This is a genomic window from Photobacterium sp. GB-1, assembly GCF_003026165.1.
Taxonomy (GTDB): domain Bacteria; phylum Pseudomonadota; class Gammaproteobacteria; order Enterobacterales; family Vibrionaceae; genus Photobacterium.
In genome coordinates this window covers 171,466-197,837 of the sequence record NZ_PYOB01000003.1, presented here as the reverse complement: position 1 = coordinate 197,837, position 26,372 = coordinate 171,466, and the positions used below count along the sequence as shown (strand labels likewise).

Here is a 26,372-nt window from a genome sequence, read left to right as displayed (position 1 = left end):
TTTTAAATATGACCAAACAACACACTATTATATTATTGCGAGGATTATTCCGAGACCAATTTCATTGGGGGGACTTTCGGCAAACGCTGAAATCAAACTTTCCCCGCTCAAATATTGTTTGTCTTGATATTGCAGGCAATGGCACTCGTAATAACGAAAAAACACCATCGAGCCTTGAAGGCATTGCTCGAGATCTGCACCAACATTTCCATGCTTTACAGCCAGATCATCAAGCCGATATTATTGCAATTTCTATGGGAGGAATGATTGCTTTAAAGTGGATGACATTATTTCCAAATGATATTCGTAAAGCGATATTGATTAATACCAGTACCCAAAGCCTTTCTCCCTTTCATCAACGTTTACGTTGGCAGCGCTATATCGATATTTTCCAAATTTTATGGTTACCAAACTTAAAACAAGAAGAAAAAATCATTCATTTAACATCAAATAAACAATGGGATAGCGTTGAACTTATTGCTTTATCTCATCGCTGGGCTAACTGGAAAGAACAACATCCCATTTCATGCTCCAACATGTTTAATCAACTCAATGCTAGTCGTGAGTTTATATTACCGAATAAGCTATCTCAGCCAATTAGTTTACTTACAAGCGAGCAAGACAAGCTCGTAAATTACCAGTGCAGTATTGATTTAGCTAACTATTGGAATTTGCCTGTTCATATTCACCCCACAGCAGGTCACGATATACCGCTTGATGACCCACTGTGGGTTTGTGAGCACGCTAAACGTTTCTTATAATCTCACGTATTCTTTCATTATCAGTTTAATTACTTTGAAAATTGCTCACGTAGTAATTCAATCATTGCTCGTGTTTTTTTCGGAATAAAACGACGGGATGGATACACTAACGTCATAACAATATCTATTTCAAAGGTATCTGGAAGTACTGGAATTAAATCGCCGCTGGCAACTTTATCTTCAAATAAGACAACTGGCAGTATAGCGATTCCTCTACCTGATTCAGTTAAGTGATTAATTAAACCAAAATCTTCTGAAACCAAACGAACATTCATTCTTTCTGGCAATAACGTTGAGTTATATCGGCTCGTTAAAATCGGGTGTTGATAAAGCGCTTCCATCGTTGTTGGTAAACGGTATGATTCAAGATATTTAGGAGAACAATACAAACGGTTCGCTGTACTCAGAAACGTTTGTTGAACATAGTTTTCGTTAATCACATCAACAATGTTTGGCAATAGCTGTAAATCGATATTCTCTCTTTTTAAATCGATGCTTTCATACCGATGAATAATATCTAATGTTACATCTGGAAATTGTTCTGTGTATCGATCCAATATTTCAAGAAAAACAGAGGATGAAATAAAGGCTGCAGGAATCGCCATTTTAAGCACACCACTGAATGCTTGTTGCTGGCTTTTCACTAAATTCACCGCTTGGTCAACTTCACTTAATGGCTGGTTGATATATTGATAAAACAACCGTCCATTTTCAGTTAATTCAATTTGTCGTGTTGTTCTTATCAATAACTGACAACCAAGATCTTTTTCAAGTTGTTGTATTCTTCTGCTAATTTTAGAACGTTGTAATGAATGTGCTTTTGCCGCAACACTGATCCCACCATGTCTGACCGTTAACATAAATAAATAAATATCATCTAACGATGCTTTCATAACACATACAACCATTGTCCTAAAAATAGAACGCAAGTGTAATACTTATTAGTCTATTTAATCAAATACACACTCTTTATAATAATGTGATAAAGATCACTATAAAAAGAGACGCTCATGGCAAATGCTGACACAACATTCCGTCACTGGATGAAAGGATTAATCATCCTGTTTTTACTCTTCATGGGGTATATCATTGTTGCAGATAGGCATATTCCACTTACAACAGAAAGCCGTGTTCGTGGCTATGTCGTTCAAATTGCTCCAGAAGTCTCTGGCAATATCACCTCAGTTTCGATCACTAACAATCAGAAAGTAAAAAAAGGTGAGGTGTTATTAACTATAGATCCATCTAAGTATGAGCTTGCCGTTGACCGCGCAAAATTGGCATTACAACAATCTTTGGAACAAGAAAAATCTTTGTTAGCACAAGTTGAGGCAGCAAAAGCGAATGTTGCCACCAGCCAAGCCAATTATGACAACGCAAGAAATGAATATGGTCGTATAAATAAACTGGCGCAGAAGAAATTAGTCTCTGCGTCTATGCGTGATTCAGCATTCGCGAAAGATCGTAGTGCATTATCGACATTACATGCAGCACAACAGCAACTGTTAGCCGTTAAAGCTAAATTAGGAAATACAGTCGGTGAAACAACACCAGTCATGTCCGCGAAAAATGCTCTACAACAGGCAGAACTTGATTTAAAACATACTAAAATTATTGCACCAAGTAACGGCGTCATTACTAATCTACAAGTTGATGTAGGTACAATGGCTACAGCAAACAAACCTATGCTTACATTTATTCCAACAAGTTCTATGTGGGTTTCAGCTGATTATCGTGAAAAGTCTACAGCATTAATTAATAAAGACTCTGTTGCCTATGTCACCTACGATGCATTACCCGGTCAAGTTTTCAATTTCCATATCGCTAATCGAGACTTTGGTGTCGCCGCAGCACAAGAAACACCAAACGGTCAATTAAGTGCTGTTGAGGTTAATAACCGCTGGGTACGTGACGCACAGCGTGTGCGCGTTAATTTAACCAGTGATACGCCGTTACCACATCAATTGTTTATTGGCTCACGTGCTACTGTTGTTATTTATTCAGATAACAGCTTGTTATGGCAAGCCTTAGCGAGTATTCAAATTCACCTAGCGAGTTGGTTGCACTACATCTACTAACCGCAGTGCGATCAATCTTATGGTTGATCGCCCTTTCTTATCGCTTAAAAAAGGAGCTAATAATGAAAACAATGCGGATCTGGTTTGGATGTGTTTTAGGGCTCGCTATTAGTATGATTTTTGGTTGGTCTTATGGTTTTTTCGCTGCTTTACTGCCAATAATGGTATTAATGAAGGCAGAACGCTGGAATTTATCATTGCTTGTGCAACTGATTTTAGGAATTATCTGGGTTACAGTACAAGTGACTTTTATTTCAGGTTTCTTGCAACCCTACCCTGTTTTAATGACTATCGCTGTTGGTATTATGCTAATGGCAAAATGCAAAGCGATGATAAACCCTAAAACCTATTTATTTGGGTTCACTGGTTTGTTAGTTGGTTCAATCGCGCTTAACTTTGCGAGTTATACCGGATTTGATCTTGAAGAATTCAATATCACCTTGTGGATGAGTGGATTAATAACTGCACCTATTTGCGCCCTTGCGTATTTTCTTTTCCCTGAATCTGATAAAGAACAAACAGCACCTAGTATAAATAATGACACGCAGCGCGTTGATCGTATCGGGATGATCCGCCAAGCCGCACTGGGTTGGATAGTTGCAATGGTTGCTTTTCTTTTGTTTCAATTTGGGGATTTACGCGATTCATTATCCGCGCAAGCTTCTATTTTCATTGTGCTCGCGCCAATGACACTAATAGGCTCCATCGCTGTCGCTAAAATACGTATTACAGGGACATTTTTGGGGTGTTTAGCGGGTATGATTATCCAGTTAGGGCTTTATTCATGGGTTAATAACGGCATATTATTTCTGATGGCTTATGCGATAGCTGCAGGCTTTTTCTGTCACTGGATTGCACAAGGTACCATAAAATCAAGTATTGCTTTTTCTGCGATGTCGGCCTTAACCGTACCGCTTACAACATCATTAATACCCGAGCAAAAAGATGCCTTTTTCTCTATTTTATATCGCTTCAGCTCTATTTTCGTTGCAGTGATAGCAACTTCAATCGTAATTTGGATCACCCACCACTTTTTAATTCGGGTAATCAAAGCCCCTAATGAGCAATTTTAAAAACGATAAATAGACCAGCTAGTATCAATACTACGTTGGTTTTTCTCTATCATCTTGCGATTATCACTATGCTAAATCATCTTTAGTCACACTTACGCCTTTAATTTGCGCATAGACTTTATCGCCAATCTTTAACGCTAATTCATCAGCAGCCCATGTAGTAATATTTGCCCATAAATGCGTTTCACCAACACGCAATTTTACTTCGACACGTTCACCTTCAGCATAATGAATTTTGTCAATGCTTGCGGCTAAGATATTACGAATACTGGTTTGAGTGGGTTGTTCACGAGCAATAGATACATCATTTGAAAAAATACGTACCCTCACCCATTCACCTCGCTGCTGCTCTAATCGGCTGACCCATAAGAATGAATCATGACTTAACATTACCTGCGTTAATGCATATTTAGGATGATTATAATTAATCCGTGCACTGAGTAATGAACTTTGCTCTTTAACAGGTAACCAAGGGCGCATTTCAGGTGAACTCCACACTGAATTCACATGACCCGAAATTAATACCTTACCTTGGTTAAGCATCACCATAGAATCGGCAAGGCGTAAGATTTCATCAAGGCTATGGGTTACATAAATAATCGGTGTGTTCACACTCTTAGCTAAACGCTCAAGGTAAGGCATTAGCTCTTGTTTCCGCGGCATATCTAATGATGCTAATGGCTCATCCATCAGCAACATATCAGGTCTAGTTAATAACGCACGTCCAATCGCGACCCGCTGCTTTTCGCCACCGGAGAGTGACGAGGGATAACGGTGTAATAACGCTTCGATACCAAGCAGTTTTACGACATCATTAAAATGCGTTTCATCAGGCACTTTCACACCGTAGTTTAAGTTACCTTTGACGCTGTAATGAGGGAATAAACGCGCATCTTGAAATACATAACCAATTTTGCGTTTATCTGGCGAAAGAAATATCCGCTCTTCACTACTATAAAGGGTTCTATCACCAAGCTTAATAACCCCGTTATCTGGCTTTGTTAAGCCCGAAAGAACATTCACTAACGACGTTTTACCTGCTCCTGAACGACCAAAGATCGCAGTGATCCCTTTCATGGGCACATCGAGATCAACATCTAGCGACAAATCACCCAACTGTTGTTTAAATTTAATTTTTAATCGTTTATTAGTTGTCATTACATCACTTCCAACCGTTTTCTAGCAAGCCGTGTTAGCCACTCAGAAGCAAATAATGAAGACAAGGCAATCACGATCGCGACCACGCATAAACGGGCCGCTTCACTTTCAGCCCCTGGAGTTTCAATAAAGGAATACATTGCCAATGGAATCGTTTGAGTTTGACCAGGAATATTAGAAACAAAGGTAATCGTTGCACCAAATTCACCTAGAGCACGAGCAAAGGCTAAAATTGTGCCTGTTAAAATACCAGGGATCGTTAATGGTAACGTAATGGTTACAAATACACGTAGGGGGGATGCGCCTAGTGTACGAGCAGCTTGTTCGAGCTTTTTATCGACCCCTTCTAAGGCAAGGCGAATAGAACGCACCATTAATGGAAAAGAGACCACGGCAACCGCTAAAGCTGCCCCTCGCCAACTAAAGCTAAAACTAAAGCCAAACCACTCATAAAGCCATTTGCCTATAGCGCCTTGTCTTCCCATTGAAATTAACAATAAATAACCAATCACAACAGGAGGTAAAACAAGGGGTAAATGAATGAAACCATCTAATAATGATTTACCCCAAAAATCTCGACGAGCCAATAACCAAGCACAAGCAATACCCAAAGGAAGGCTAAATAGCACAGCAACACTTGAAATTTTAAGGCTTAATAATAACGCTTGTAATTCATAATCAGTGAGCAAAGCGAACAATCCTGTGTTTCAATCTAAACCCATGCTCTTTTCTGCATGAGATTCGTAATAATAGCGATAGCATAAGTAATCATTGCATCATAGTCAGTAACGATGTGTATAAAACTTCGTAGTTGCTCTATAAATAAACAAAAAAGCACGGAGCGAAGTGCTCAGTGCCTCGTTTTATCTATAACGTCGTTTAACCATAATATGATTGATTTATTATCTAACTTTTTGTCTTAATTAACAAAACCAAAACCATATTGTTTAAAAATAGCTTTGGCTTCGTCATGCTGTAAGTATTCATAAAACGCTTTTGCCGCAGGCGTCGCATTACCTTTGACTAATGCCATTGGATACGTAATTGGCTTATGAGAATCAGCAGGGAAAGTCGCAACGATTTTTACTTTTTTAGAAATCTCTGCATCGGTTTTATATACAATTCCAAGTTTCGCTTCGCCGCGTTCAACTAACACTAATGCCGAGCGTACGTTATTCGCCATTGCCAATAAGGGCTCTGCTTGCTGCCATAATTTTAGATACTCTAACGATTGCTTAGCGTAACGTCCTGCTGGAACATTTGCCGGATTACCCACCGCTAAACGTGTACCGTCTAAGGCTTTAGATAAATCCCAGCTTGCTGTCAGCTTGATATTATTTTGTGGATAATCAGTAGGCGAAACCATCACTAAACTGTTTTTTAGAACATCGACACGGCTATTATCAATGACCGCGCCCTGCTGCTCTACATAATCCATCCACTTTTCGTTAGCTGATAAATAAATATTTGCAGGTGCACCAAGTGCAACTTGCCGCGCTAGCGCTGAAGATGAAGCGAATGAAAGCGTGGTTTTAACCCCAGTCTCCTTTTGATATTTAGCTGCAATGTCATTTAACGCATTGGTTAATGACGAAGCCGCAAATACCGTAATGTTGCTATCAGCAGCAAAAGATGAAAAAGAGAGTGTTGAGAGTAACGCTGCTGTTGCGAAAGCTAATTTACGTGTCATGACGATGCTCCTAATATTTCGATGTATAGTAAACTACATATCGGTTATTTCAAGTATTATCTGTGTCATAGAAATTTAGTGTTTAAACTACAATATATCTGTCTTCAACATCACTTTTTATTGTCATCTGAAAAGTAATTAATTCTCTCACCTTCCAATAGCAAACGATTACATGCCTTTTATTATCGCTGACAAGCATAAAACACCCCGGACATAGCGATTTTGATCACAATTAAAAGTAATAACTGAAATTATTATTTTCAATAAAAAATTACTCAGTATTATCTGCGAAAAATACCTTCCTTCGGTGATACTCGATGTTAAAGAAAACATTACTTGCTGCATCATTAGCAACTTTATCTCTTCCAAGCGCTTCTGCTTTTGCGATCGAAAATGTTGATCTATTAATCAAGAATGGTCAAATACTGACCATGGATCGTGAAAAAACGATTTTTGATAACGGTTTAATTGCAATTAAAGATAATAAAATTGTCGCTGTTACTGATGGCTCAGACATTAATGAGTATAAATCAGTAAAAACAATCGATGCTGATGGCGATATTGTGATGCCAGGTCTTATTAATACCCACACTCATGCATCTATGACTGTTTTCCGTTCATTAGCAGATGATGTACCAGATCGTCTTCACCGTTACATTTTCCCATTAGAAAAAAAGCTGGTATCACGTGAAATGGTACGTATCGGTGCTCAATTGGGTAACGTTGAAATGGTGAAAGGTGGCGTAACAACTTACGCTGACATGTATTACTTTGAAGACGAAGTAGCTAAAACCGTAGATCAAATTGGTATGCGTGCGATTTTAGGTGAAACCATTATTCAATTCCCTGTAGCAAGTGCTAAAACACCGGAAGATGGCATTAAATACGCAGAAAAACTGATTAATGAATATAAAGATCACCCACGTATCACAATGGCATTTGCGCCACATGGCCCATACACCAACTCAACAGAAACTCTGCAAACTATTGCCAAACTTTCGATGAAATACGATGTTCCAGTGATGATGCACTTAGCTGAATCAGATCGTGAGCGCGAGGTTATTGCAAAACGTTCTGGTGGCCTATCTCCTGTAAAATACATGGAGTCTATTGGCGCACTAAACGAGAACTTAGTCGCAGCACACGTTATTGATGCAAACGCAGAAGATATCGCTATCTTGAAAAAGTACGATGTGGGTATTGCACATAATATGAGTGCAAACATTAAATCAGCAAAAGGTGTATCACCAGCATTACAAATGTTTAATGACGGCTTACGTATAGGCTTAGGCACTGATGGTCCAATGTCAGGCAATACGCTAAGTACTATCGATGAGTTTAACCAAGTTGCAAAAGTACATAAGTTAGTTAATAAAGATCGTGCAGCCATGCCACCTAAAAATGTAATTGAAATGGCAACGATCGGTGCTGCTCGTGCACTCCATATGGAAGATAAAGTTGGCTCTTTAGAAGTCGGTAAGTTGGCAGATGTGATCGTTATTGATACCAAAGCGCCAAATATGGTACCTGTCTATAATCCATATTCAGCACTGGTTTACTCTGCTTACGCAACGAACGTAAAGCATACGATTGTTGACGGTAAAGTGATTATGGAAAACAGAAACGTATTGACTGTTAATGAAGATAACATTCGTAAAGAGGCGCTGCAGTTTGCAGATAAAGTACGTCAAACCGTTATTGAAAGCGGTGAAATCGTACAGTAATTAACATCTTTTATCTCATCTTATAGGGCAGTATCAGCTGCCCTATTGCAATTCTTAGTATAAAAGTGGCTAACGCTTAATGTTTTCAAGATAGTATCCATAAAGCTGCTCGACATCACCGCTACACATAACTTGCATCGCTTGTTTCAGTTGCTGCTCTGACCAATTCCACCACTGCATTTCAGTCAACATCTCAATTTGCTTTGCCGTGAATCGCTGTTTCACCACATGATTATTCGCTACAACCACGCTATAAGGCTCAACATCTTTGGTGATCACCGCCCTTGATCCAATTACAGCACCATTACCAATTTTTACTCCAGGCATGATCATCGCTTCAGAGCCAATCCATACATCATTGCCAATCACGGTATCGCCTGCTCGCTTAAAACCACTGGGCACATCTTCACCAAAATCATTACCAAAGGGAAAGGTTGAAATCCAATCGATACGATGTCCTTGATTACCCGCCATCATAAAAGTCGCGCCAGAAGCAATAGAGCAAAATTTACCAATGATCAGCTTATCCACTTCGCCAAACATACCGCTTTGCCAAACCTCTTTGGTTGGCTTATCGCCAAGCAAATAGCGTACTGCTTGATCTTCAAAAGATTTATCGTGGTAATAACCAGAATAATAACTGTAATCACCAACTTCTATGTTGGGGTTAGTAATCGTGTCTTTTAATTTTTGGCTTTCAAGCCATGTTTCAAACTGCATATTAAACGTCCTGTTGATTGATTGCAGTTAGTCTAATTGTTCTTTATTCTTACCAGAAGTGACCATTAAGAGATTAATAATTACCATATGGAAATAAAGTGGCTAAGTTACGTACCCATCTATTTGGCGTTATGTGAATAAAAAAGCATTGCAAAAGCAGCGCTAAGATTGAATTGCTCAAGCGCGCATATCAGTCGACAGTTGCGCCAACTCGAAGCACTACTCGATACTCAGCTTATACAGCGAACAACTCGCCAATTTAACCTCACCTATGATGGGCTTGAATTTTATAAGCAAGTAAAAGCACTGTTTGCTCATGCAGAAGCCATAAACGAAGGATTAGATGTCACTAATTCGGTTTATGGCAAACTTCGTATCGCAGCGTCTGCTTCTTTTGGCTCGATGCTATATAAGTGAACATCTTGCCGATTTCAATTTAAGTCATCCAAACATTGAATTAGAAGTCGCTTTTACTGAAACCCCATTAGATCTAATAGAGCAAGGTTTTGATGTCGCCATTTATTTCACCGAGACGCCACCAGAAGGCTATGTCGGTCATTATATCCGCCACCTTCAGTGCCAACCCTTCGCTCATGAAAGCTACTTAGCAGATCATCCAGCGATTACTCATCCATTGGATTTGCGCGATCATCACCACATTATTTATAGAAATAGCGAATTCACGCTCGATAAATGGTGCTTTATTAATCAAACAACACAAGAAAAGACAAATATTATCCTTAAACCTGCCATGAGTTTTAGCCTAGTCACCGTCATGACCGAGGCTATGATCAAAGGCTGTGGTATTGCTATGCTTGATGAAATGGCGCTCAGTCACTTAGATAGTGATAAACGAACACATATTATTAATATCTTACCTGATTGGTTTACACCTAATCGTTTGCCTTTATATATCCTTTATCCTAAACGTAAACATCTTGCCCAACGTACAAGTCTATTTGTTAATTTTATTCGTCAAAAATTTGATAAAACAAATGAGAATTAAAAATAGATTGAAAGAAATAAAAAGAAGCATACGGCCTTTAAAATTCTAATATTGGCCTGACAACGCTTAATCACCCATATTCTATTCGTAAAAGGCATAGGATATAATTAAGAAGATTTGTATAGTGATTATAAAAAGTGAATACAATAGCTGCTCAATGCTGTTGCTTCGCAATACACCTGAGTGATAAATAACTTTTACCCTACTTATTTATCTTTTCAAAAATATATTCAATTTTCTCACATAATCATTAACTGCAAATAACCAAGCAATCTTGCTGCCCAGTAAATAAATAACAATAGAGGCAATTAATGGTTACTATTAATATTGATGGCAATAGCTATCAAGTCGACAAAGATCAGAACTTATTAGAAGCAGCAAAACAATGCGGTATTGAGATCCCATCACTCTGCGACATAGACACATTCACAGATGAATGCGCACTTTGTGATGTTGAAATCGCAGGTAAAGGGATTGTGAAAGCGTGCAAAGTTAAATCTACTGATGGAATGGTCGTCACTACCTCATCGCAATTATTGTCAAATATTCGAAAGTGCAATTTAGAGCGAATTTTACAACGCGCCAATACCAACTGCAGCGTACCGCCTTGTCAGATTGCCTGTCCAGCAAGCGTTGATATCCAATCCTATTTATACTTTATCGCTCACAATGAACACTTAAAAGCCATAGAAGTAATAAAGAAAACATTACCTATGCCACTTTCTATTGGTCGTGTTTGCCCTGCTTTCTGTGAAGCAAAATGCCAGCGTAACTTAGTCGATGAACCACTCGCGATCCGTCAATTGAAACGTTACGCCGCTGACATTGACCTTGAAAAACTAAATAGCTACACCCCAATCAAAAAAGACGATAAAGGTAAACGTATTGCCATTGTGGGTGCAGGACCTGGCGGTTTAAGTTGTGGTTATTTCCTTAGCAATGAAGGTTACAACGTCACCGTGTATGAAGCGATGCCACAAGCCGGTGGATGGCTACGTTACGGTATTCCTGAGTATCGTTTACCTAAAGATATTCTAGATAAAGAAATCGATATTATGTGTCGTAACGGCATGAGTATCGAAACCAATAAAAAGTTAGGTGAAGACTTTACCCTCTCTTCGATCAGTGAAGAATTTGATGCTGTTTGTTTAGCGATTGGTGCATCACAAGCCAGTGAGATGAAGTATACCGGTAGTGATTTAGCAGGCTGTTATCTTGGTGTTGATTTCTTAAAAGATCAGACACTCGATAAACAATATACTATTGGTAAAAAAGTCGCGGTCATTGGCGGTGGTAACACTGCAATTGACTGCGCCCGCTCTGCATTACGTTTAGGCGCAGATACCACACTTATTTATCGCCGTACGCGTGATGAAATGCCAGCTGAAACCTATGAAATTGAAGAAGCAGAGCACGAAGGTGTTAAATTTCACTTTCTAACCAATCCTGCTGAAAATATTGCAGATGACAATGGTCATGTTTGTCAGATAAAACTTGAAAAAATGGCATTGGGTGAACCTGATGCCTCTGGTCGTTGCTCACCAAAAGCAACCGGCGAATATTTTGTTGAAGACTTTGATACCGTTATCGCTGCTGTCTCGCAAAAAACCGATACCAGCTTTATTGCTAACGAAGATATCGAACTTTCATTTAGTCGCTGGAACACCATCAATGTTGATGAAACAACGATGCACTCTGGGGTTAAAAATATCTTCGGTATTGGTGATTTTCGTCGAGGGCCAGCAACAGCGATTGAAGCGATTGCTGATGGGCGAAAAGCGGCAAAAGGGATTGATGAGTTCTTTGGTGGCACCATGGAAAAACTCTATACCGAGTCATTCCGATCTCGCAATGTTGAAAGAAGTCATCTTATTCAGCCTGAACATATTGAAAAGTTAAAACGTGTTATGGCAAGTATTGCCACTGGAGATAACGCTAAGCAAACCGAACAGATGTTAAATCACGCCCTAGCTAAAGTGTTACGCGCTAAAATGCCAGAGCTAACACTGGCACAGCGTCATTTGAGCTTCAATGAAGTTGAAACGGGGCTATCACAGCAAGCCGCTATTGATGAAGCTAACCGTTGTTTAAGTTGTGGTTGTGATGAAGGCAACGACTGTAAACTTCGTCACTATGCAACAGATTATAAAGTTGATCGTAAATTGTTTATCAACCGTGCCGTACCTTTAGCGAACTAAAAAATCACGGTCAACAATGACGTTTTATATCGTCTTTGTTGACCGATTTTCATTAAGACGCTAGCTGAAAATCACCTAGCAGCGCGTTATAAACATCTTTGTTATGTAACACCCCAATCAATTGATTATTTTCAACCATAAGTAATGGTTTATTATTCAGTCGCTTCAGCTCAATGGCATCTCGCATACTAATATCAGGGCTGACCATCACTATAGTGGAATCATTTATATGGCTTGGAATAGCATCTGTAATTTGCCATGAAAGGCAATCAAGATTACCTTCATTCACGATAGACAACGTATCCTCATTTTGGGCGATCCAAAGCTCATCAGCATCACACACTTTATAAGTATTTCCCCGTTGCTCTAACGCGGTTAATGGCGTCATTAATGAGCGTCCTTTCAAGACATTTAACGGATTAGTATGTGCGACAAAATCACGCACATAATCTGTTTTCGGATTGAGCACGATTTCTTCCGGTTTTCCGTGTTGAATCAGCTCCCCTGACTCCATAATCGCGATATTATTACCGATTTTAAGTGCTTCATCTAAATCATGACTGACAAACAAAATCGTCTTATTTAGCTTACTTTGCAGTGCTAATAATTCATCTTGTAACTGCGCACGGATTAACGGATCAAGTGCTGAAAAAGGCTCATCCATCAGTAAAATATCGGTATCCATAACAAATGCACGTGCAAGACCCACCCGCTGCTGCATCCCGCCCGATAACTCTGATGGGTATTTATCTTCCCATTCAGCCAGCCCCACCATTTCTAACTGCTCTCTTGCGCGCTGATGGCGTTCTTTCTTCGGGACATTTTGCATTTCAAGTCCAAAAGCAACGTTATCTAACACGGTTAGCCATGGCATTAAGGCAAATTTTTGAAATACCATTGAAACGCGATGAGTACGAAGATGCTGTAACTGGGCTTTTGAGCAGTTCGCTAAATCTACGGTTTGTTCACCATCTTTAATCAATAGTTCGCCACGACTTATATCGTTCAACCCATTAACTGCGCGTAATAGACTTGATTTCCCCGAACCAGACAAGCCCATTAGTACACAAATCTCGCCTTCTTTGATTTGCAGGCTAACGTTATTTACTCCAACCACCTGGTTTGTTTCATCAATAATTTGTTGACGGCTTTTTCCTTGATCTAATAACGCTAAGGCTTGTTGCTGTTTATCGCCAAACACCACATCCAGATTGTTAATCGTTATTGCATTCATGATTACAGCTCCTTCTGTGCTGGGGTTTTACATAATCGGTCTAAAATGATCGCGACCAATACAATCGCAAGTCCCGCTTCGAATCCTTGTGAAATATTCACGGTATTTAGCGCACGTACAACAGGCTTTCCTAATCCATCCGCGCCGACTAACGCGGCGATAACCACCATGGATAAAGACAACATAATACATTGGGTGATACCCGCCATAATACTTGGCATCGCCGCCGGTAACTCGACTTTTAACAGTAACTTCATCCGACTTGCACCAAACGCTTTACCTGCTTCAATTAAATCTTCAGGCACTTTCGTGATACCTAAATACGTGAGTCGTATTGGCGCTGCAATAGCAAAAATAATGGTAGAGATAAGCCCGGGCACAATACCTAGTCCAAACAAAACCAGCGTTGGAATTAAATAGACAAACGTCGGCACCGTTTGCATTAAATCTAAAATAGGACGCATCAATGTATACAACCACGGACGATGCGCAGACATGATCCCGATTGGGACACCAATAAGCACTGAAATACTTGTGGCAGCAAAGACCAACACAAAGGTTTCTAGCATTTCCTGCCAGTAGCCTAAATTTAAAATAACTAATAATGCTGCAACAACGAAAACCACTAATGAAATTTTACGGTGTAAATACCATGCTAACGCCGCGGTGATTAAAATAGGCAGTGCTGGCGGCATCCACTTAAATACATCAACTAAAAATAGAATTACGGTTTCTAAGAAAAATGAAATGGCGTCAAATAACCCTGCTGCATTGATAGTTAACCAATCAACACCTGCTTCCATCCATTGACCCAAAGGGATTTTATTATCCGTAATGAAATTCACACTTTTGCCTTTTATTTGATAAGACGATGCTTACCACCTTATTTTTATGAAGTTTTACAATAACTAATAGCAAAGAAGTATCTGCGCTAATAAATAAGAAGCGATTATTAACGCAGTATTTTAAGAAAGGATTAAGATTGCTTTAAGTAATCCGACACCGCAGTGGTGGCCACTTTACCTTCGCGAGTTTTGACGTCTTTTAGCCATGCTTCCACTTGCTGTGGATTTTCACTCAGCCATTGACGTGCTGCTTTTTCAGGTTGAACCTTTTGATTAAGGATCGCTTCCATTAAGCTATTTTCCATTTCTAAGCTAAATGATAGATTTTTCAGAAGTTGTCCAACGTTTGGACACTCGGTTAAATAGTTACTGCGAACATTGGTGTAGACATTGGCACCACCATAGTTAGGTCCAAAAAAGTCATCACCACCAGCAAGGTATTCCATTTCAACGTTGCTATTCATTGGGTGTGGTGCCCAACCTAAATAAACAATCCACTGATCACGGCGTACAGAGCGAGAAACTTGCGAAACCATCCCAGCTTCACTTGATTCCACTAAACTAAAGTCTTTTAAACCAAACGCATTCGTATCAATCATTGATTGAATCAAACGGTTACCATCATTACCAGGTTCAATACCGTAAATACGGCCTTTAAATTTATCCGCATGTTTTGCCAAATCTGCAAAGCTCTTAACACCTGCGTCATAAACATATTTAGGTACAGCTAACGTATATTTTGCACCTTCTAAATTCGCTTTTACTGTTTCAACCGTTTTGGCTTCACGATATTTCGCAATATCGCCTTCCATGGTCGGCATCCAATTACCTAAAAAGACATCAATATCACCATTCGCCATTGATGAGTACGTCACGGGCACTGACAATAAATCAGTTTTAGTGTTGTAACCCATTCCTTTTAAAAGCTCAGAAGTTACCGCTGTGGTTGCCGTAATATCCGTCCAGCCTACATCAGCAAAACGTACCGTATCACATTGGTTAGCATAGCTATTAAAAGCGACTGAGCTTAACGCTAAGGCAAGAAGTGTTTTTTTAGTAACAGACATAATTATTCCTTTGTCTTTTTATTTATCATTATTAAGTACGTATCTCCCACGTACTTATTGTGAATTGTTTCGTTGGGTCGTTTCCCAATTAGGGGCAATCCATACAGGTACATTGCCTGCAGGAAGCGGGGTTCTCTGTAAAATAAAATCAGCGGCTCGCTCAGCAACCATGATTGTTGGCGCATTAAGGTTACCGTTCGGAATCGTCGGGAATATGGAAGAATCAACAACACGTAAGTTTTCAATACCGCGAACACGACACTGTGAATCTAAAACCGCCATCACATCGTTATCATCGCCCATTTTACAGGTACAAGATGGATGATAAGCGCTCTCTACATTTTCTTTTACCCACTGATCAATAGCCTGATCAGATGTGACATCTGCTCCCGGTTGAATTTCATCACCACGGTATTGATCCAATGCTGATTGCGCCATAATTTCACGGGTTAAACGAATACAATCGCGCCAATCCTGCTTATCTTGCTCGGTAGAGATGTAATTAAATTCAATTTTAGGTTTCGCGTGTGGATCATTAGAAATAACTTCTACCGACCCTCTGCTTTGTGGCTTATTAGGCCCCACATGCACTTGGAAGCCATGACCATCAAATGCAGCACGGCCATCGTAACGCATCGCTGCAGGTAGGAAGTGATATTGAATATTTGGCCACTTTAACCCTTTACGTGAGCGAATAAAGGCACAAGATTCAAAGTGGTTAGTCGCACCTAAACCTGTACGAGTTAGTAGCCATTGCGCGCCAATTTTACCTTTGCTGACTAAATCTAATTTACTGTTTAAGGTAATGGCTTCATTACAGTGGTATTGGAAGTAAACTTCTAAGTGATCTTGTAAATTAGCCCCCACCCCTGGAAGATCGTGCACAAGGTTAATCTTCGCGTTCTCTAATACTGCAGCAGGTCCAATGCCAGACAATTGTAATAACTGGACTGAACCAATGGATCCAGCACTAGATATCACTTCTTTTGTTGCAAATACTTGAGATAGCTTACCTGACTGTTCAAATTCAACGCCTACCGCTTTTTTGCCATCGAGTAAAACTTTGCGTGCCACAATGCCTTTTTTCAACGTCAGGTTTGAGCGTTTTAATGCTCGACGTAAATAAGCGTTAGATGTCGATGCACGCACACCTTTATCGACTGTCATATGCATGGCACCAAACCCTTCTTGTTGGTAACCATTGTAATCATCCGTTTCGGGATAACCGGCTTCTTTACCTGCATCAATAAAGGCTTGGTAAAGTGGATTGAGTGCCATGTCATTACCATTACAAGTCCCAACAGGACCTTTGCTACCGCGGTAAGCGTTACCACCTTTTATCCATGTTTCAGCACGACGAAAATACGGTAAACATGCTTGATAATTCCAGCCTGTTGCGCCTTCTTGTTCCCATTCGTCATAATCACATGCGTGCCCACGTACATACACCATGCCGTTGATAGATGAACTACCGCCTAGTACTTTGCCTCGTGGACAATGTAATTTACGCCCGTCTAAGCCTTGTTCTGCTTGAGTTTCAAACTGCCATGCATATTTGTCACTGTTCATTGGATATGACAATGCCGTTGGCATTTGAATAAAAATACTGCGATCACTACCGCCAGCTTCTAGCAATAACACATCATATTCACCGCTTTCACTTAAACGGTCAGCTAATACACACCCTGCCGAACCCGCGCCAACAATAATGTAGTCATAGTGTTGGGGGTTATTTTGCTGCTTATTTTGATCCATCAAAATCGACTCCATCCGTTAAGCATAAGGACTTTGGTAATCGCCCAATTCAATAAGTACACTTTTGGTTTGGGTATAATGTTGTAAGGTTTCTATTCCGTTTTCGCGTCCAATCCCTGATTGCTTATAACCACCCACAGGCATTTGCGCAGGAGAATCCCCCCATGTATTAACCCAACAGATCCCTGCTTGTAATTGATGGATAACACGGTGGGCTTTCGCTAAGTTTTGGGTAAACACACCCGCAGCTAAACCATAGTGAGTATTATTGGCGCGAGCGATAACATCGGTTTCATCGCTAAACTTAATTACCGACATCACAGGCCCAAAAATTTCATTTTGAACATGAGACATCGATTCATCGCAATCAATAAAAACAGTAGGTTGAACGAAATTACCTTGTGCTAACCCATTATCAGTACATTGGTATCCGCCGGTCAGCAAGGTGGCACCACTTTGTTTAGCGGCATCAATGGCTGATAACACTTTTGATAAATGTGATGTTGAAATCAATGCGCCAATTTGAGTCTCCATATTCATCGGATCACCAACGATTAATAACTCAGTTCGACGCTTAAGTTGCTCTATAAAGGTGTCATAAATAGCCTCATGAACATAAACACGTGTGCCATGTGTACATACTTCACCTTGGGTATAGAAGTTAGCCACCATTGCCGCAGAAACAGCATGATCGACATTAGCGTCATCAAAAATGATCATTGGCGATTTACCACCTAATTCCATCGTGACCGACTTTAAGGTTTGAGCACTATCAGCCATTACCGCTTTACCTGTGCCGGTTTCACCTGTAAATGACACTTTAGCGATCTCAGGGTGTGCCGTTAGCATCTGCCCTACTCGGTAATCACCTTGTACAACGTTAAATACGCCATCAGGTAGACCTGCTTCAGTAAAAATCTCAGCAAGTTTTAGAACCGAAAGCGGTGTTTCTTCTGATGGCTTGAAAATCATGGCATTACCGGCTGCAAGCGCAGGCGCTGATTTCCACATCGCAATTTGGATCGGATAATTCCACGCACCAATACCTGCACAAATGCCCAATGGTTCTCGACGCGTATAAAAGAACTGATTTTCACTTAAAGGTTGCTGCTCACCTTGAAGCCCAGGTGCTAACCCGGCAAAGTACTCAATAACATCCGCACCCGTTTCTATATCAACCGCTATCGCTTCTTGTAACGGTTTACCAGTATCTGTGACTTCCAATACCGCTAATTCGTCATTGCGCTCTCGCAGTAGCGCCACAGCACGTAGTAAAATACGGCTACGCTCAGTTGCCGTCATAGCCGACCATATAACAAACCCTTTTTTAGCTGCGCTAATCGCTAATTCAAGATCCGCTTGAGAGGCTTGCCCAATAGTTGCTAGCGGTTGACCATTAGCTGGGTTAATCGTTGTAAATTGAATATCAGAAGATGCAGCAACATAGTTACCATCGATATATAGTGATTTCATATCCATTTGAAACTCTTAGAAATTATAATTTTGAATAAAAAGCCAGTTGCTTTTCTAAATAATCATTAATGATCATGCGAGCATTATTCGCATCAATACCTTTCGGATTTAATGTCCCACGTAACCAGATACCATCAATTAATGAAGCTATACCATGAGCAACTAATTCAGCTTGAGAAGATGGTAGTAGCCCTTTAAGTTCAATCTTTAAATGCGATAGCAAACGTTTTTCATTAACTTGCTGTAGACGACCCAACTGTGCGTCATGCATAGCGTAAGACCAAAATGCTAACCATGTTTTCGCTACTTTATTTTCTGCTTGGTAACCATCAAAATTGCTCATGATAATGGCATTAATTCGAGCTTGATGATTATTGCGGGGTATCTGGCTTAATGACGTTGTAACGCTCATTGATAAACGACGTAAAATTTCACGCATAGTCTCTTCTAATAAACCATGCTTACCACCAAAATAGTGATTGATAATCCCCGTTGATACTCCTGCTTCTTTACTGATCAACGAGATACTTGCTGCATGTAAGCCAACTCGTTCAATGACTGCCATCGTGGCATTTACAAGCTGTGGTTTACGAATATCAGGCATTCCAACCTTTGGCATAATGCTCCCATCTATTTTTTATTGAACGATCAATTAAGTATAAATGTGACATATTTTTTACATTAAATCAAAATAAAACCAAAATCACAGTTTAAAAAACCATCAAAGCAAAGAAAATCGCTAGATTATCAACACAATATCGAATGTAACAAAATATTAACAATGAGTGTATAAATTAAAAAGTGATACATACTAGTCGAATAACCGAGACATATTACGAGCAATTATTAAACGTTAAGAAATGATATGTAACGAGAGAAATGAAATATTAGTAAGGTGAGCTCTATAGCATAAACTCAATTTGTTTTTTTTATTTAGTTATTTTGGTTTATAGTATTCAAGCTAATAACTAGAAGTTCATAGACAATGAGTATAAAAAATAGAATTAATAATGTTTACCGTTACTTTGAGCCTAATTTAATCATTATAGGCTATCTTGGTAGCATTGGTTTTCCACTATACTTCTTTGTTTGGCATTATCTTTTTCCTCAACCCTATGAGAACTTTTTACTCAGGTTATTTTGTGGCAGTTTGTTTATCCCATTCATTTTAAAAGATCATCTTCCTTATTGGTTTTTACGTTATAAGGCGATTCATTTCATTGCTACAATCACCATAGGACTGCCTTTCTTTTTCAGCTTTATGCTGATTATGAATGATTGGTCTATCCCTTGGGTCATGTCTTTCATGGCTGCACTATTTTTATCAATATTATTGATTTACGATGCTTATATTATCAGCGTAATCTCCATTATTGGTATATCATTAGGCGCATTATTTTCTTATGGCTTCCATCCGATAAACAGTGATAATTTTCATTGGGGCTATATTGCAGTTATTAGTTTTTCATATGTGACAGGTATTGCTTCACATTATAGAAATCACATTCATTACGAAGATCAATTACTTTTTGCTCGTAGCTTTAGTGCCGGTATTGCCCATGAGATGAGAAACCCTTTTAGTTCTCTTTACTCTTCCATGGAACTCATGCTTGATATTCTTCGCCAAAAAAATGATAACCAAAAAGATAATGCTAATGAGCTAAAATCTATCATTAGAAGTAATATGACTGTTATTAATAATAGTAATGAAACAATTAACTTACTATTAAGCTCTATTAATGAACACGCTATTTCAAAAAACACATTTCAAGAATATTCTATTGTTAATATTATTAAAAGCTCTGTAGAAAGCTATGGCTATCAATCTTCACAAGATAGAAGTTTAGTTTCAGTTAATTTCAATAAAGACACAAATTATTTTGGTAGTGATATTTTATTTCGTTATGTCATTTTCAATCTTATGAAAAACGCATTTTATTACAAAGAAAAGAATAATTTCAGTATTGATATTAATATCGATATTAATAAAAACAATAATATTATAAAAATAAGAGACACAGGTATTGGTATTCCAAAGAATAATCTTGATGCTATTTTTGATGATTTCTTTACACATGGTAAAAAAAATAGCTCAGGTTTAGGTTTGCCTTTTTGTAAAAAAGTGATCACAGCATTTGGTGGGGTAATCAGCTGTCAATCCAAGTTAGGTGAATGGACTGAGTTCACTATACTTTTACCTAAAATCGATTCAAAATCAGTCAATAAGCTAAAGTATGAGTTAATGTCTAAAAAACGCCTATTATACATAGGTGATAACAACAGTGATGTTTTTGAACTTCAGAAAAACTCCTTTTCTCATGGCTACAATTTTAACACGACTAGCCCATTTAAATTAATTGACATGTCTCTTGATCAAGTAGATATGATTATTGTTAATCTGGATAGTTACACTGAACATGATTATTACTTCTCTAAGTTACAAGATAAACTCGCATTATTAACAACGAAAGTCTTGTATTTATACCGTGAACCTAAAGCAATAAATTTAATATTAAATGAAAAAATTAACTACAAACTAATCAATGCTAGTAAAATTGAGAATGATTTCACTGATCATATCTGTCGATTCTTTTTTATTCACTTTAATAATCCAAAAAGTACACCGCGATCTACAACAGAGACAAAAAGTATTCTACTTGTAGACGATAATATGTCATTACGCATGTATACAGGAATACTCCTGCAACGCAGTGGCTTTCATGTTATTCATGCCGAGAATGGTATTAATGCACTAAAAAGTCTTGAGCTAAGTCAAGTAGATCTTATTATGATAGATTTAGAAATGCCTTTAATGGGAGGCTTAGAAGCAACAAAACAAATTCGTTCAAATAAAAGATATGAATCACATAAAAATACCCCCATTATTTGTTTCTCAGCCTCACTTGATGAAAAACAACAGCAAGAGCTTAGCAAAGTCGGTATGAATGGATTTATTTTCAAACCTGCAACTAAAGAGCAAATATTTTCCAGTATTGAGCGCTTTATTAACTAGAATACACTTACCCACTATCGTTTACGTAAACGTAAAGCAATAATGGGTAAGAATTTATTCTATTACTTTAACGATAGCTCCTCTCGCATCTCTCGACACACAGTAAGTAACGTCGATATTTGTTCGTCACTCACATCACTATTTAAAGAAAAGCGGATCACATTTTTATTTTTAGGGGTCGCTGGTGAGCAGAACACAGAACCAAATACATCTCGAGATTCTAAATAATCACGGATCACTTCTGTATCTTCATCATTACCACTTTCAAGTGCAATAATTTGTGACTGGCTCTTAATCTTATAACCAAGATTAACTAAACCACTACGTAATTTCTCAGACTGAATAAACAGCTGGTTACGCTTATCGTCTGCATCTTTAATGACATCCAATGTCGCTTTTAAGATTTCTAGCTCATGATTTAACAGTGCTGAACTGAAAATGGCAGGATATGCCGTAAATGGGAACGATTTCGCTACATCTTTACTGCATAAAATCGCTCCTGCTCGGTAAGCGAAGGCTTTTGCTAAACTCGCCGTTAAGAAATCAACTTGATCGGTTAAGCCTAATTCAGCGACTAATCCTGAACCATTTTTACCGTGTGTGCCCAGCGAGTGAGATTCATCTACCAATAAGGCGCAACCATAACGATTAGCTATTTCAACTAAATCATGCAATGGTGCAACTGTACCGATTGTACTGTACACCGAATCAACCATGATTAACCCAGGACCTTCACGTTTAATTTGCTTTTCAAGATGACGCATATTGTTATGCAGAAATGTTTGAATATTTCCCTCTGCACGTTTTGCTCCATCCCATAACGACATATGAGCAAAGAAATCGATATAGATCGGTGTACCTTTAGGGATCAGAGTTTGAATTAATCCGACATTTGCCGCCCAGCCCGACTGGGACAGCACACATTTTTCAAAACCTGTTAACGCAGCTAATTGTTCTTCAAATGTATCGCCACTTTCAGCTTGATGCTGGAAGACCGCAGACATCACTACTTCATGTTTATGATCTGTGATGGCTTTTAAGTGCTTCTGACGAATATATTCATGCCCTGTGATGGCGAGATAATCATTACTTTGTAATGTAATTGAAGTATCGGAGGGAATTTTACCTAATACTAAGTGCTTTTTATTTTTTCGGGAGTAAATATCTGCCTCTAGATGAGCATCAATTTTTTTTTATAAAGTTTGGAAGTGATTTTACGTTAATATTTTTCATTTTTATTACTCTTACTTTTGTTAATAGGAGTAACAATATTAACAATAATACTTTCCTCATTCTAAATAATAATATTATTAATCATTTTTTTCATAAAAAATTAACATTAATCTCACTAACTAATTTGTTTAAATTTACAAATAGTCATATTTAAATAACTGCATTTTATCTGTAAAATATCACTTCTTTATTTATAAATTAGTTAATAATATGACATACAACGCTGCTATTTTCGACATGGATGGTTTATTACTCGATACAGAGCGTGTCTGTATGGATATATTTAAACAAACCTGTCAGGACTTTAACCTTCCCTACCTTGAACAGACCTACTTAAATATCATTGGACGCAATGAGGCTGGCGTTGAAGATCTATTACGAGTCAGTTATGGCGAAACCATGGACTACCCTGTATTTCGCAAGCAATGGAAACAGGCTTACTTAAACATTGTTGAAAATGAAGCTATTCCTGTAAAAGATGGTGTTATTGATCTACTTAATTGGTTACAAACACAGAATATACCTATGGTTGTAGCAACCTCCACCAATCGGCAATTAGCATTAAAAAAATTAGCCATGGCTGGTTTAAGTGGCTATTTTTCAGCGGTGACAGCTGGTGATGAAGTGACAAATGGCAAACCTGATCCTGAGGTTTACTTACTCGCAGCAAAGCGTTTAAACGTTAACCCTAGTATGTGTATTGCTTTTGAAGATTCAAATAATGGTGTTAAAGCTGCAGTTTCAGCTGGCATGGAAACATTTCAGGTAATTGATTTAGTGCAGCCCAGTGATGAAGTTGAAGCATTAGGCCATGGGATATATACATCAATGAATGAAGTACTTGCAAAACTTAAGCAGTAACTCATCATTGATATAGACATGGGCAATCACCATCCAGCTGTGATGCCCTTTTCTTATATTGACTATACCTATAACTCAGCACCCAATTTTTCACGACAATGTGGCTCAGAAAAGTCTAATACAGGCCCTTTAGGAATAATACGCGTAGGGTTAATGGTTTCATGGCTGCCATAGTAATGGGCTTTGATATAATCAATATTAACCGTGTCAGCAATACCGGGGGCTTGGTATAAATCGCGTAAATATCCCCAAATGTTTGGGTAATCAACTAACCGTTTAAGATTACATTTAAAGTGTCCAACGTATACTGCATCAAATCGCACTAACGTGGTAAATAAACGCCAATCTGCTTCTGTTATTTTATCACCAAGTAAGTATCGATTTTCCGTTAACCGCGCTTCAATCGCATCTAACGCATTAAACAGTGTCACAACGGCTTCATCATAAGCTTCTTGAGTAGTTGCAAAGCCAGCACGGTATACACCATTATTTATATTTACATAGACAAAATCATTTAAGGCATCAATTTCTGTTTGTAGTGCTTCTGGGTAAAAATCATTGCTATTTGCGCCAACATCATCAAAAGCACTATTGAACATACGAATAATTTCGGCTGATTCATTTGTTACTATGGTTTGATTTTGTTTATCCCACAGCACAGGTACCGTAACTCGCCCTGTATAATGAGGATCTGCATGGGTATAAATTTGATGCATAAACTCAGCATTAATGATGGGATCGACAACTACATCATCACCTAATGCAAAATTCCACCCGTCCTCGCCCATGAAAGCATTAACTACAGACATTGAAATCAAGGGCTCTAACCCTTTTAATTTACGATAAATAATCGCTCGATGCGCCCAAGGGCAAGCAAGGGAAACGTATAAGTGATAACGATGAGGTTCAGCTTTAAAGCCCGCTTCTCCAGAAGGCCCCGCTTGGCCATCTTTCGTTACCCAATGACGAAAGCTTGAAGCTTTTCGTTCAAACTTGCCTCCCGTCGATTTAGTGTCGTACCAATCAGTGTGCCATTTCCCATCCACTAATAATCCCATACTTCCCTCTCATCAATGTTCTTTCTTATTAATCAACCTAATACATAGACGCCTATTTTCAAACTTTAACGATTCACTTAGCGTGATTGATCAACCTGATTGGCGTGCTGCTCTATTTGTTTACAAAACATTGAGCTATATAACAATAATAAATAGTTAAAATAATTACTTACGTCTTTATCGCACCTTGAAGTTACATCGCAGGGTATTGTTGTGATAATTTGCTCACATCGCGCATTTAAAAATACATACAAAGGCAGATTATGTTTAAAAAATTAAAAGCCTCATTAGGTATTGGCTCTGCAAAAGTAGACACTATTTTGCATAATCCTTCACTTTATCAGGGAGATATATTACAAGGAAATGTGCATATTAAAGGTGGAGATGTAGAACAAGTCATTGATGCTATTTCATTAAAGCTTTGTACTGAAATGAAAGTAGAACTAGAAAATGGCCACAGCTATCAAACCTTTGTGTTAGGAACGATAAAAGTTAATCAACCTTTTACGATTCATGCCAGTGAGGAGAAGTCGCTGCCTTTTGAATTTAAACTGCATGATGAAACACCTATCACCCAACTTAACACTCAAAATAACCAATCGAAAGTATGGTTAGAAACAACGTTAGATATTGATTTCGCTATTGATCCTTCTGATCGTGATTTTATCGAGGTAAAACCTCTCCCAGCTATCGCTAGTGTCATTGCGAGCATTGAGAATGCAGGCTTTAATTTAATCAAAGCTGATGTGGAAAAAGGTTTTCTACAAGGCGGACACTTTGCTTCACAATCGGGCTGTTATCAAGAAATCGAATTTCGAAATAGCGGATTTTTTAACAGCAAAGAAATTGAATTATCTTTTATTTTAGATGGCGCTGTCATTCACTGTCTTGCTGAAATTGATCGTTCTATGTCTACCCGAGGCGATCAATACACCTCATTCAGTATAAGTAGAAATGCATCCCCCTCCGATATTAGTTATCAATTAGATACGCTGTTAAGAATGTAGTTTAAGTATGATGTAGGAAAGTACAAGCTGCCTTGTTATCAAAGGGGATGTTTAAGAAGTTGAGGTTATCTTTAACGTCAGCGACTCATTAAAATATTTAATTTATCGTTATCCCCTTTAATTCCTAAGCGAGTTTATAACCTGCTGCTTGATATATTACGTGGTTAACATGAAAGTGATGTATCTAGTTGGCAAGTAATGCGACGAAGTACACGACTATAACTATCAATTATCGCAGGAGGTTTAGCTTATGAATTGATATAGATAATATAGTGTTAAAATTGATATTCTTAACGGCATGATAGCGCTGTATTCATGATAAATACTTCAATGTGAAAGGTATATTTGCAGTCATTGAAATTGTACGATTTCATTCGGCCCTGTATAACGGTTATTTCAGATAACGTCAAAACCGTAC

The 26,372-nt window shown here is 38.5% G+C and carries 20 protein-coding genes and 2 pseudogenes; 9 read left to right on the top strand and 13 right to left on the bottom strand.

Annotated elements, in window-relative coordinates; translation table 11 throughout:
* Positions 1-8: 8 nt before the first annotated feature.
* On the top strand, positions 9-761 hold the full coding sequence (locus C9J45_RS05210; RefSeq protein WP_107247155.1) for an alpha/beta fold hydrolase: 753 nt from the start codon (positions 9-11) through the stop codon (positions 759-761).
* A 29-nt stretch (positions 762-790) separates the two neighbouring features.
* On the opposite strand, the gene C9J45_RS05205 is transcribed toward C9J45_RS05210, so the two are convergent.
* Positions 791-1,654 (bottom strand): LysR family transcriptional regulator, encoded by an 864-nt coding sequence (locus C9J45_RS05205; protein ID WP_107292253.1) that lies wholly within the window; start codon positions 1,652-1,654, stop codon positions 791-793.
* Positions 1,655-1,771: 117 nt separating this feature from the next.
* Here C9J45_RS05205 and C9J45_RS05200 point away from each other — a divergent pair, with 117 nt between their 5' ends.
* Together C9J45_RS05200 and C9J45_RS05195 are read left to right on the top strand one after the other, a co-directional pair.
* A complete protein-coding gene (locus C9J45_RS05200; protein ID WP_107247154.1) occupies positions 1,772-2,839 on the top strand; it encodes an HlyD family secretion protein in 1,068 nt (355 codons plus the stop codon).
* 62 nt (positions 2,840-2,901) lie between these two features.
* Positions 2,902-3,912, top strand: coding sequence for a DUF2955 domain-containing protein (locus tag C9J45_RS05195; RefSeq protein WP_107247153.1), 1,011 nt, complete (start codon positions 2,902-2,904; stop codon positions 3,910-3,912).
* Between the two features lie 66 nt (positions 3,913-3,978).
* Here the strand turns inward: C9J45_RS05195 and modC are convergent, their stop codons facing one another.
* The 3 genes from modC to modA all read right to left on the bottom strand — a co-directional run bounded on the left by modC (position 3,979) and on the right by modA (position 6,760).
* Positions 3,979-5,070 carry a molybdenum ABC transporter ATP-binding protein ModC gene (gene modC / locus C9J45_RS05190; protein WP_107208511.1) on the bottom strand — a complete coding sequence of 364 codons (1,092 nt, stop codon included), beginning with the start codon at positions 5,068-5,070 and terminating at the stop codon, positions 3,979-3,981.
* Positions 5,070-5,759 carry a molybdate ABC transporter permease subunit gene (gene modB, locus C9J45_RS05185; RefSeq protein ID WP_107208510.1) on the bottom strand — a complete coding sequence of 230 codons (690 nt, stop codon included), beginning with the start codon at positions 5,757-5,759 and terminating at the stop codon, positions 5,070-5,072. Before modB ends, modC begins: the two co-directional genes overlap by 1 nt.
* Positions 5,760-5,989: 230 nt before the next feature.
* A complete protein-coding gene (modA, locus tag C9J45_RS05180) occupies positions 5,990-6,760 on the bottom strand; it encodes a molybdate ABC transporter substrate-binding protein (protein WP_107247152.1) in 771 nt (256 codons plus the stop codon).
* A gap of 317 nt (positions 6,761-7,077) precedes the next feature.
* Between modA and C9J45_RS05175 the strand changes: the two genes are divergently transcribed.
* Positions 7,078-8,484, top strand: a complete 1,407-nt coding sequence (locus C9J45_RS05175; RefSeq protein WP_107247151.1) for an amidohydrolase — start codon at positions 7,078-7,080, stop codon at positions 8,482-8,484.
* Positions 8,485-8,553: 69 nt separating this feature from the next.
* On the opposite strand, the gene C9J45_RS05170 is transcribed toward C9J45_RS05175, so the two are convergent.
* Positions 8,554-9,204, bottom strand: a complete 651-nt coding sequence (locus tag C9J45_RS05170; protein ID WP_107208507.1) for a CatB-related O-acetyltransferase — start codon at positions 9,202-9,204, stop codon at positions 8,554-8,556.
* 147 nt (positions 9,205-9,351) lie between these two features.
* On the opposite strand from C9J45_RS05170, the pseudogene C9J45_RS05165 reads away from it, so the two are divergent.
* Positions 9,352-10,210, top strand: a pseudogene (locus tag C9J45_RS05165) (LysR substrate-binding domain-containing protein).
* A 311-nt stretch (positions 10,211-10,521) separates the two neighbouring features.
* Positions 10,522-12,408 carry an FAD-dependent oxidoreductase gene (locus C9J45_RS05160; RefSeq protein WP_107292252.1) on the top strand — a complete coding sequence of 629 codons (1,887 nt, stop codon included), beginning with the start codon at positions 10,522-10,524 and terminating at the stop codon, positions 12,406-12,408.
* A 52-nt stretch (positions 12,409-12,460) separates the two neighbouring features.
* Here the strand turns inward: C9J45_RS05160 and choV are convergent, their stop codons facing one another.
* The 6 genes from choV to betI form a co-directional block, all read right to left on the bottom strand.
* Complete coding sequence (choV, locus tag C9J45_RS05155) at positions 12,461-13,642, bottom strand: choline ABC transporter ATP-binding protein (protein ID WP_107292251.1); 1,182 nt, start codon at positions 13,640-13,642, stop codon at positions 12,461-12,463.
* Between the two features lie 2 nt (positions 13,643-13,644).
* Positions 13,645-14,487 carry a choline ABC transporter permease subunit gene (gene choW / locus C9J45_RS05150; RefSeq protein WP_006645056.1) on the bottom strand — a complete coding sequence of 281 codons (843 nt, stop codon included), beginning with the start codon at positions 14,485-14,487 and terminating at the stop codon, positions 13,645-13,647.
* A gap of 131 nt (positions 14,488-14,618) precedes the next feature.
* Positions 14,619-15,554: a choline ABC transporter substrate-binding protein gene (locus C9J45_RS05145; protein ID WP_107261588.1), complete on the bottom strand. Its 936-nt coding sequence runs from the start codon at positions 15,552-15,554 to the stop codon at positions 14,619-14,621.
* Positions 15,555-15,608: 54 nt separating this feature from the next.
* A complete protein-coding gene (gene betA / locus C9J45_RS05140; protein ID WP_107208503.1) occupies positions 15,609-17,309 on the bottom strand; it encodes a choline dehydrogenase in 1,701 nt (566 codons plus the stop codon).
* 18 nt (positions 17,310-17,327) lie between these two features.
* Positions 17,328-18,788, bottom strand: a complete 1,461-nt coding sequence (gene betB / locus C9J45_RS05135) for a betaine-aldehyde dehydrogenase (RefSeq protein WP_107292250.1) — start codon at positions 18,786-18,788, stop codon at positions 17,328-17,330.
* A gap of 16 nt (positions 18,789-18,804) precedes the next feature.
* Positions 18,805-19,401, bottom strand: a complete 597-nt coding sequence (betI, locus tag C9J45_RS05130; protein ID WP_105062357.1) for a transcriptional regulator BetI — start codon at positions 19,399-19,401, stop codon at positions 18,805-18,807.
* 366 nt (positions 19,402-19,767) lie between these two features.
* On the opposite strand from betI, the gene C9J45_RS05125 reads away from it, so the two are divergent.
* Positions 19,768-21,795: a hybrid sensor histidine kinase/response regulator gene (locus tag C9J45_RS05125; RefSeq protein ID WP_107208500.1), complete on the top strand. Its 2,028-nt coding sequence runs from the start codon at positions 19,768-19,770 to the stop codon at positions 21,793-21,795.
* A 62-nt stretch (positions 21,796-21,857) separates the two neighbouring features.
* Here the strand turns inward: C9J45_RS05125 and cqsA are convergent.
* Positions 21,858-23,028: pseudogene (gene cqsA, locus C9J45_RS05120) on the bottom strand (alpha-hydroxyketone-type quorum-sensing autoinducer synthase).
* 210 nt (positions 23,029-23,238) lie between these two features.
* Between cqsA and C9J45_RS05115 the strand changes: the two are divergent.
* Positions 23,239-23,889: an HAD family phosphatase gene (locus C9J45_RS05115; RefSeq protein ID WP_107261581.1), complete on the top strand. Its 651-nt coding sequence runs from the start codon at positions 23,239-23,241 to the stop codon at positions 23,887-23,889.
* A 68-nt stretch (positions 23,890-23,957) separates the two neighbouring features.
* Here C9J45_RS05115 and C9J45_RS05110 read toward each other — a convergent pair whose 3' ends face one another.
* Positions 23,958-24,947 (bottom strand): glutathione S-transferase family protein, encoded by a 990-nt coding sequence (locus tag C9J45_RS05110; RefSeq protein ID WP_107261579.1) that lies wholly within the window; start codon positions 24,945-24,947, stop codon positions 23,958-23,960.
* A gap of 263 nt (positions 24,948-25,210) precedes the next feature.
* On the opposite strand from C9J45_RS05110, the gene C9J45_RS05105 reads away from it, so the two are divergent.
* Positions 25,211-25,954 carry a sporulation protein gene (locus C9J45_RS05105; RefSeq protein WP_107208496.1) on the top strand — a complete coding sequence of 248 codons (744 nt, stop codon included), beginning with the start codon at positions 25,211-25,213 and terminating at the stop codon, positions 25,952-25,954.
* Positions 25,955-26,372 lie beyond the last annotated feature (418 nt).

What these genes read in the sequence shown, in the direction of transcription:
- C9J45_RS05210 (WP_107247155.1), top strand. Translation starts at nt 9, where the DNA reads ATGACCAAACAACACACTATTATATTATTGCGAGGATTATTCCGAGAC.
- C9J45_RS05205 (WP_107292253.1), bottom strand. Translation starts at nt 1,654, where the DNA reads ATGAAAGCATCGTTAGATGATATTTATTTATTTATGTTAACGGTCAGA.
- C9J45_RS05200 (WP_107247154.1), top strand. Translation starts at nt 1,772, where the DNA reads ATGGCAAATGCTGACACAACATTCCGTCACTGGATGAAAGGATTAATC.
- C9J45_RS05195 (WP_107247153.1), top strand. Translation starts at nt 2,902, where the DNA reads ATGAAAACAATGCGGATCTGGTTTGGATGTGTTTTAGGGCTCGCTATT.
- modC (WP_107208511.1), bottom strand. Translation starts at nt 5,070, where the DNA reads ATGACAACTAATAAACGATTAAAAATTAAATTTAAACAACAGTTGGGT.
- modA (WP_107247152.1), bottom strand. Translation starts at nt 6,760, where the DNA reads ATGACACGTAAATTAGCTTTCGCAACAGCAGCGTTACTCTCAACACTC.
- C9J45_RS05175 (WP_107247151.1), top strand. Translation starts at nt 7,078, where the DNA reads ATGTTAAAGAAAACATTACTTGCTGCATCATTAGCAACTTTATCTCTT.
- C9J45_RS05170 (WP_107208507.1), bottom strand. Translation starts at nt 9,204, where the DNA reads ATGCAGTTTGAAACATGGCTTGAAAGCCAAAAATTAAAAGACACGATT.
- C9J45_RS05160 (WP_107292252.1), top strand. Translation starts at nt 10,522, where the DNA reads ATGGTTACTATTAATATTGATGGCAATAGCTATCAAGTCGACAAAGAT.
- choV (WP_107292251.1), bottom strand. Translation starts at nt 13,642, where the DNA reads ATGAATGCAATAACGATTAACAATCTGGATGTGGTGTTTGGCGATAAA.
- C9J45_RS05145 (WP_107261588.1), bottom strand. Translation starts at nt 15,554, where the DNA reads ATGTCTGTTACTAAAAAAACACTTCTTGCCTTAGCGTTAAGCTCAGTC.
- betA (WP_107208503.1), bottom strand. Translation starts at nt 17,309, where the DNA reads ATGGATCAAAATAAGCAGCAAAATAACCCCCAACACTATGACTACATT.
- betB (WP_107292250.1), bottom strand. Translation starts at nt 18,788, where the DNA reads ATGGATATGAAATCACTATATATCGATGGTAACTATGTTGCTGCATCT.
- betI (WP_105062357.1), bottom strand. Translation starts at nt 19,401, where the DNA reads ATGCCAAAGGTTGGAATGCCTGATATTCGTAAACCACAGCTTGTAAAT.
- C9J45_RS05125 (WP_107208500.1), top strand. Translation starts at nt 19,768, where the DNA reads ATGAGTATAAAAAATAGAATTAATAATGTTTACCGTTACTTTGAGCCT.
- C9J45_RS05115 (WP_107261581.1), top strand. Translation starts at nt 23,239, where the DNA reads ATGACATACAACGCTGCTATTTTCGACATGGATGGTTTATTACTCGAT.
- C9J45_RS05110 (WP_107261579.1), bottom strand. Translation starts at nt 24,947, where the DNA reads ATGGGATTATTAGTGGATGGGAAATGGCACACTGATTGGTACGACACT.
- C9J45_RS05105 (WP_107208496.1), top strand. Translation starts at nt 25,211, where the DNA reads ATGTTTAAAAAATTAAAAGCCTCATTAGGTATTGGCTCTGCAAAAGTA.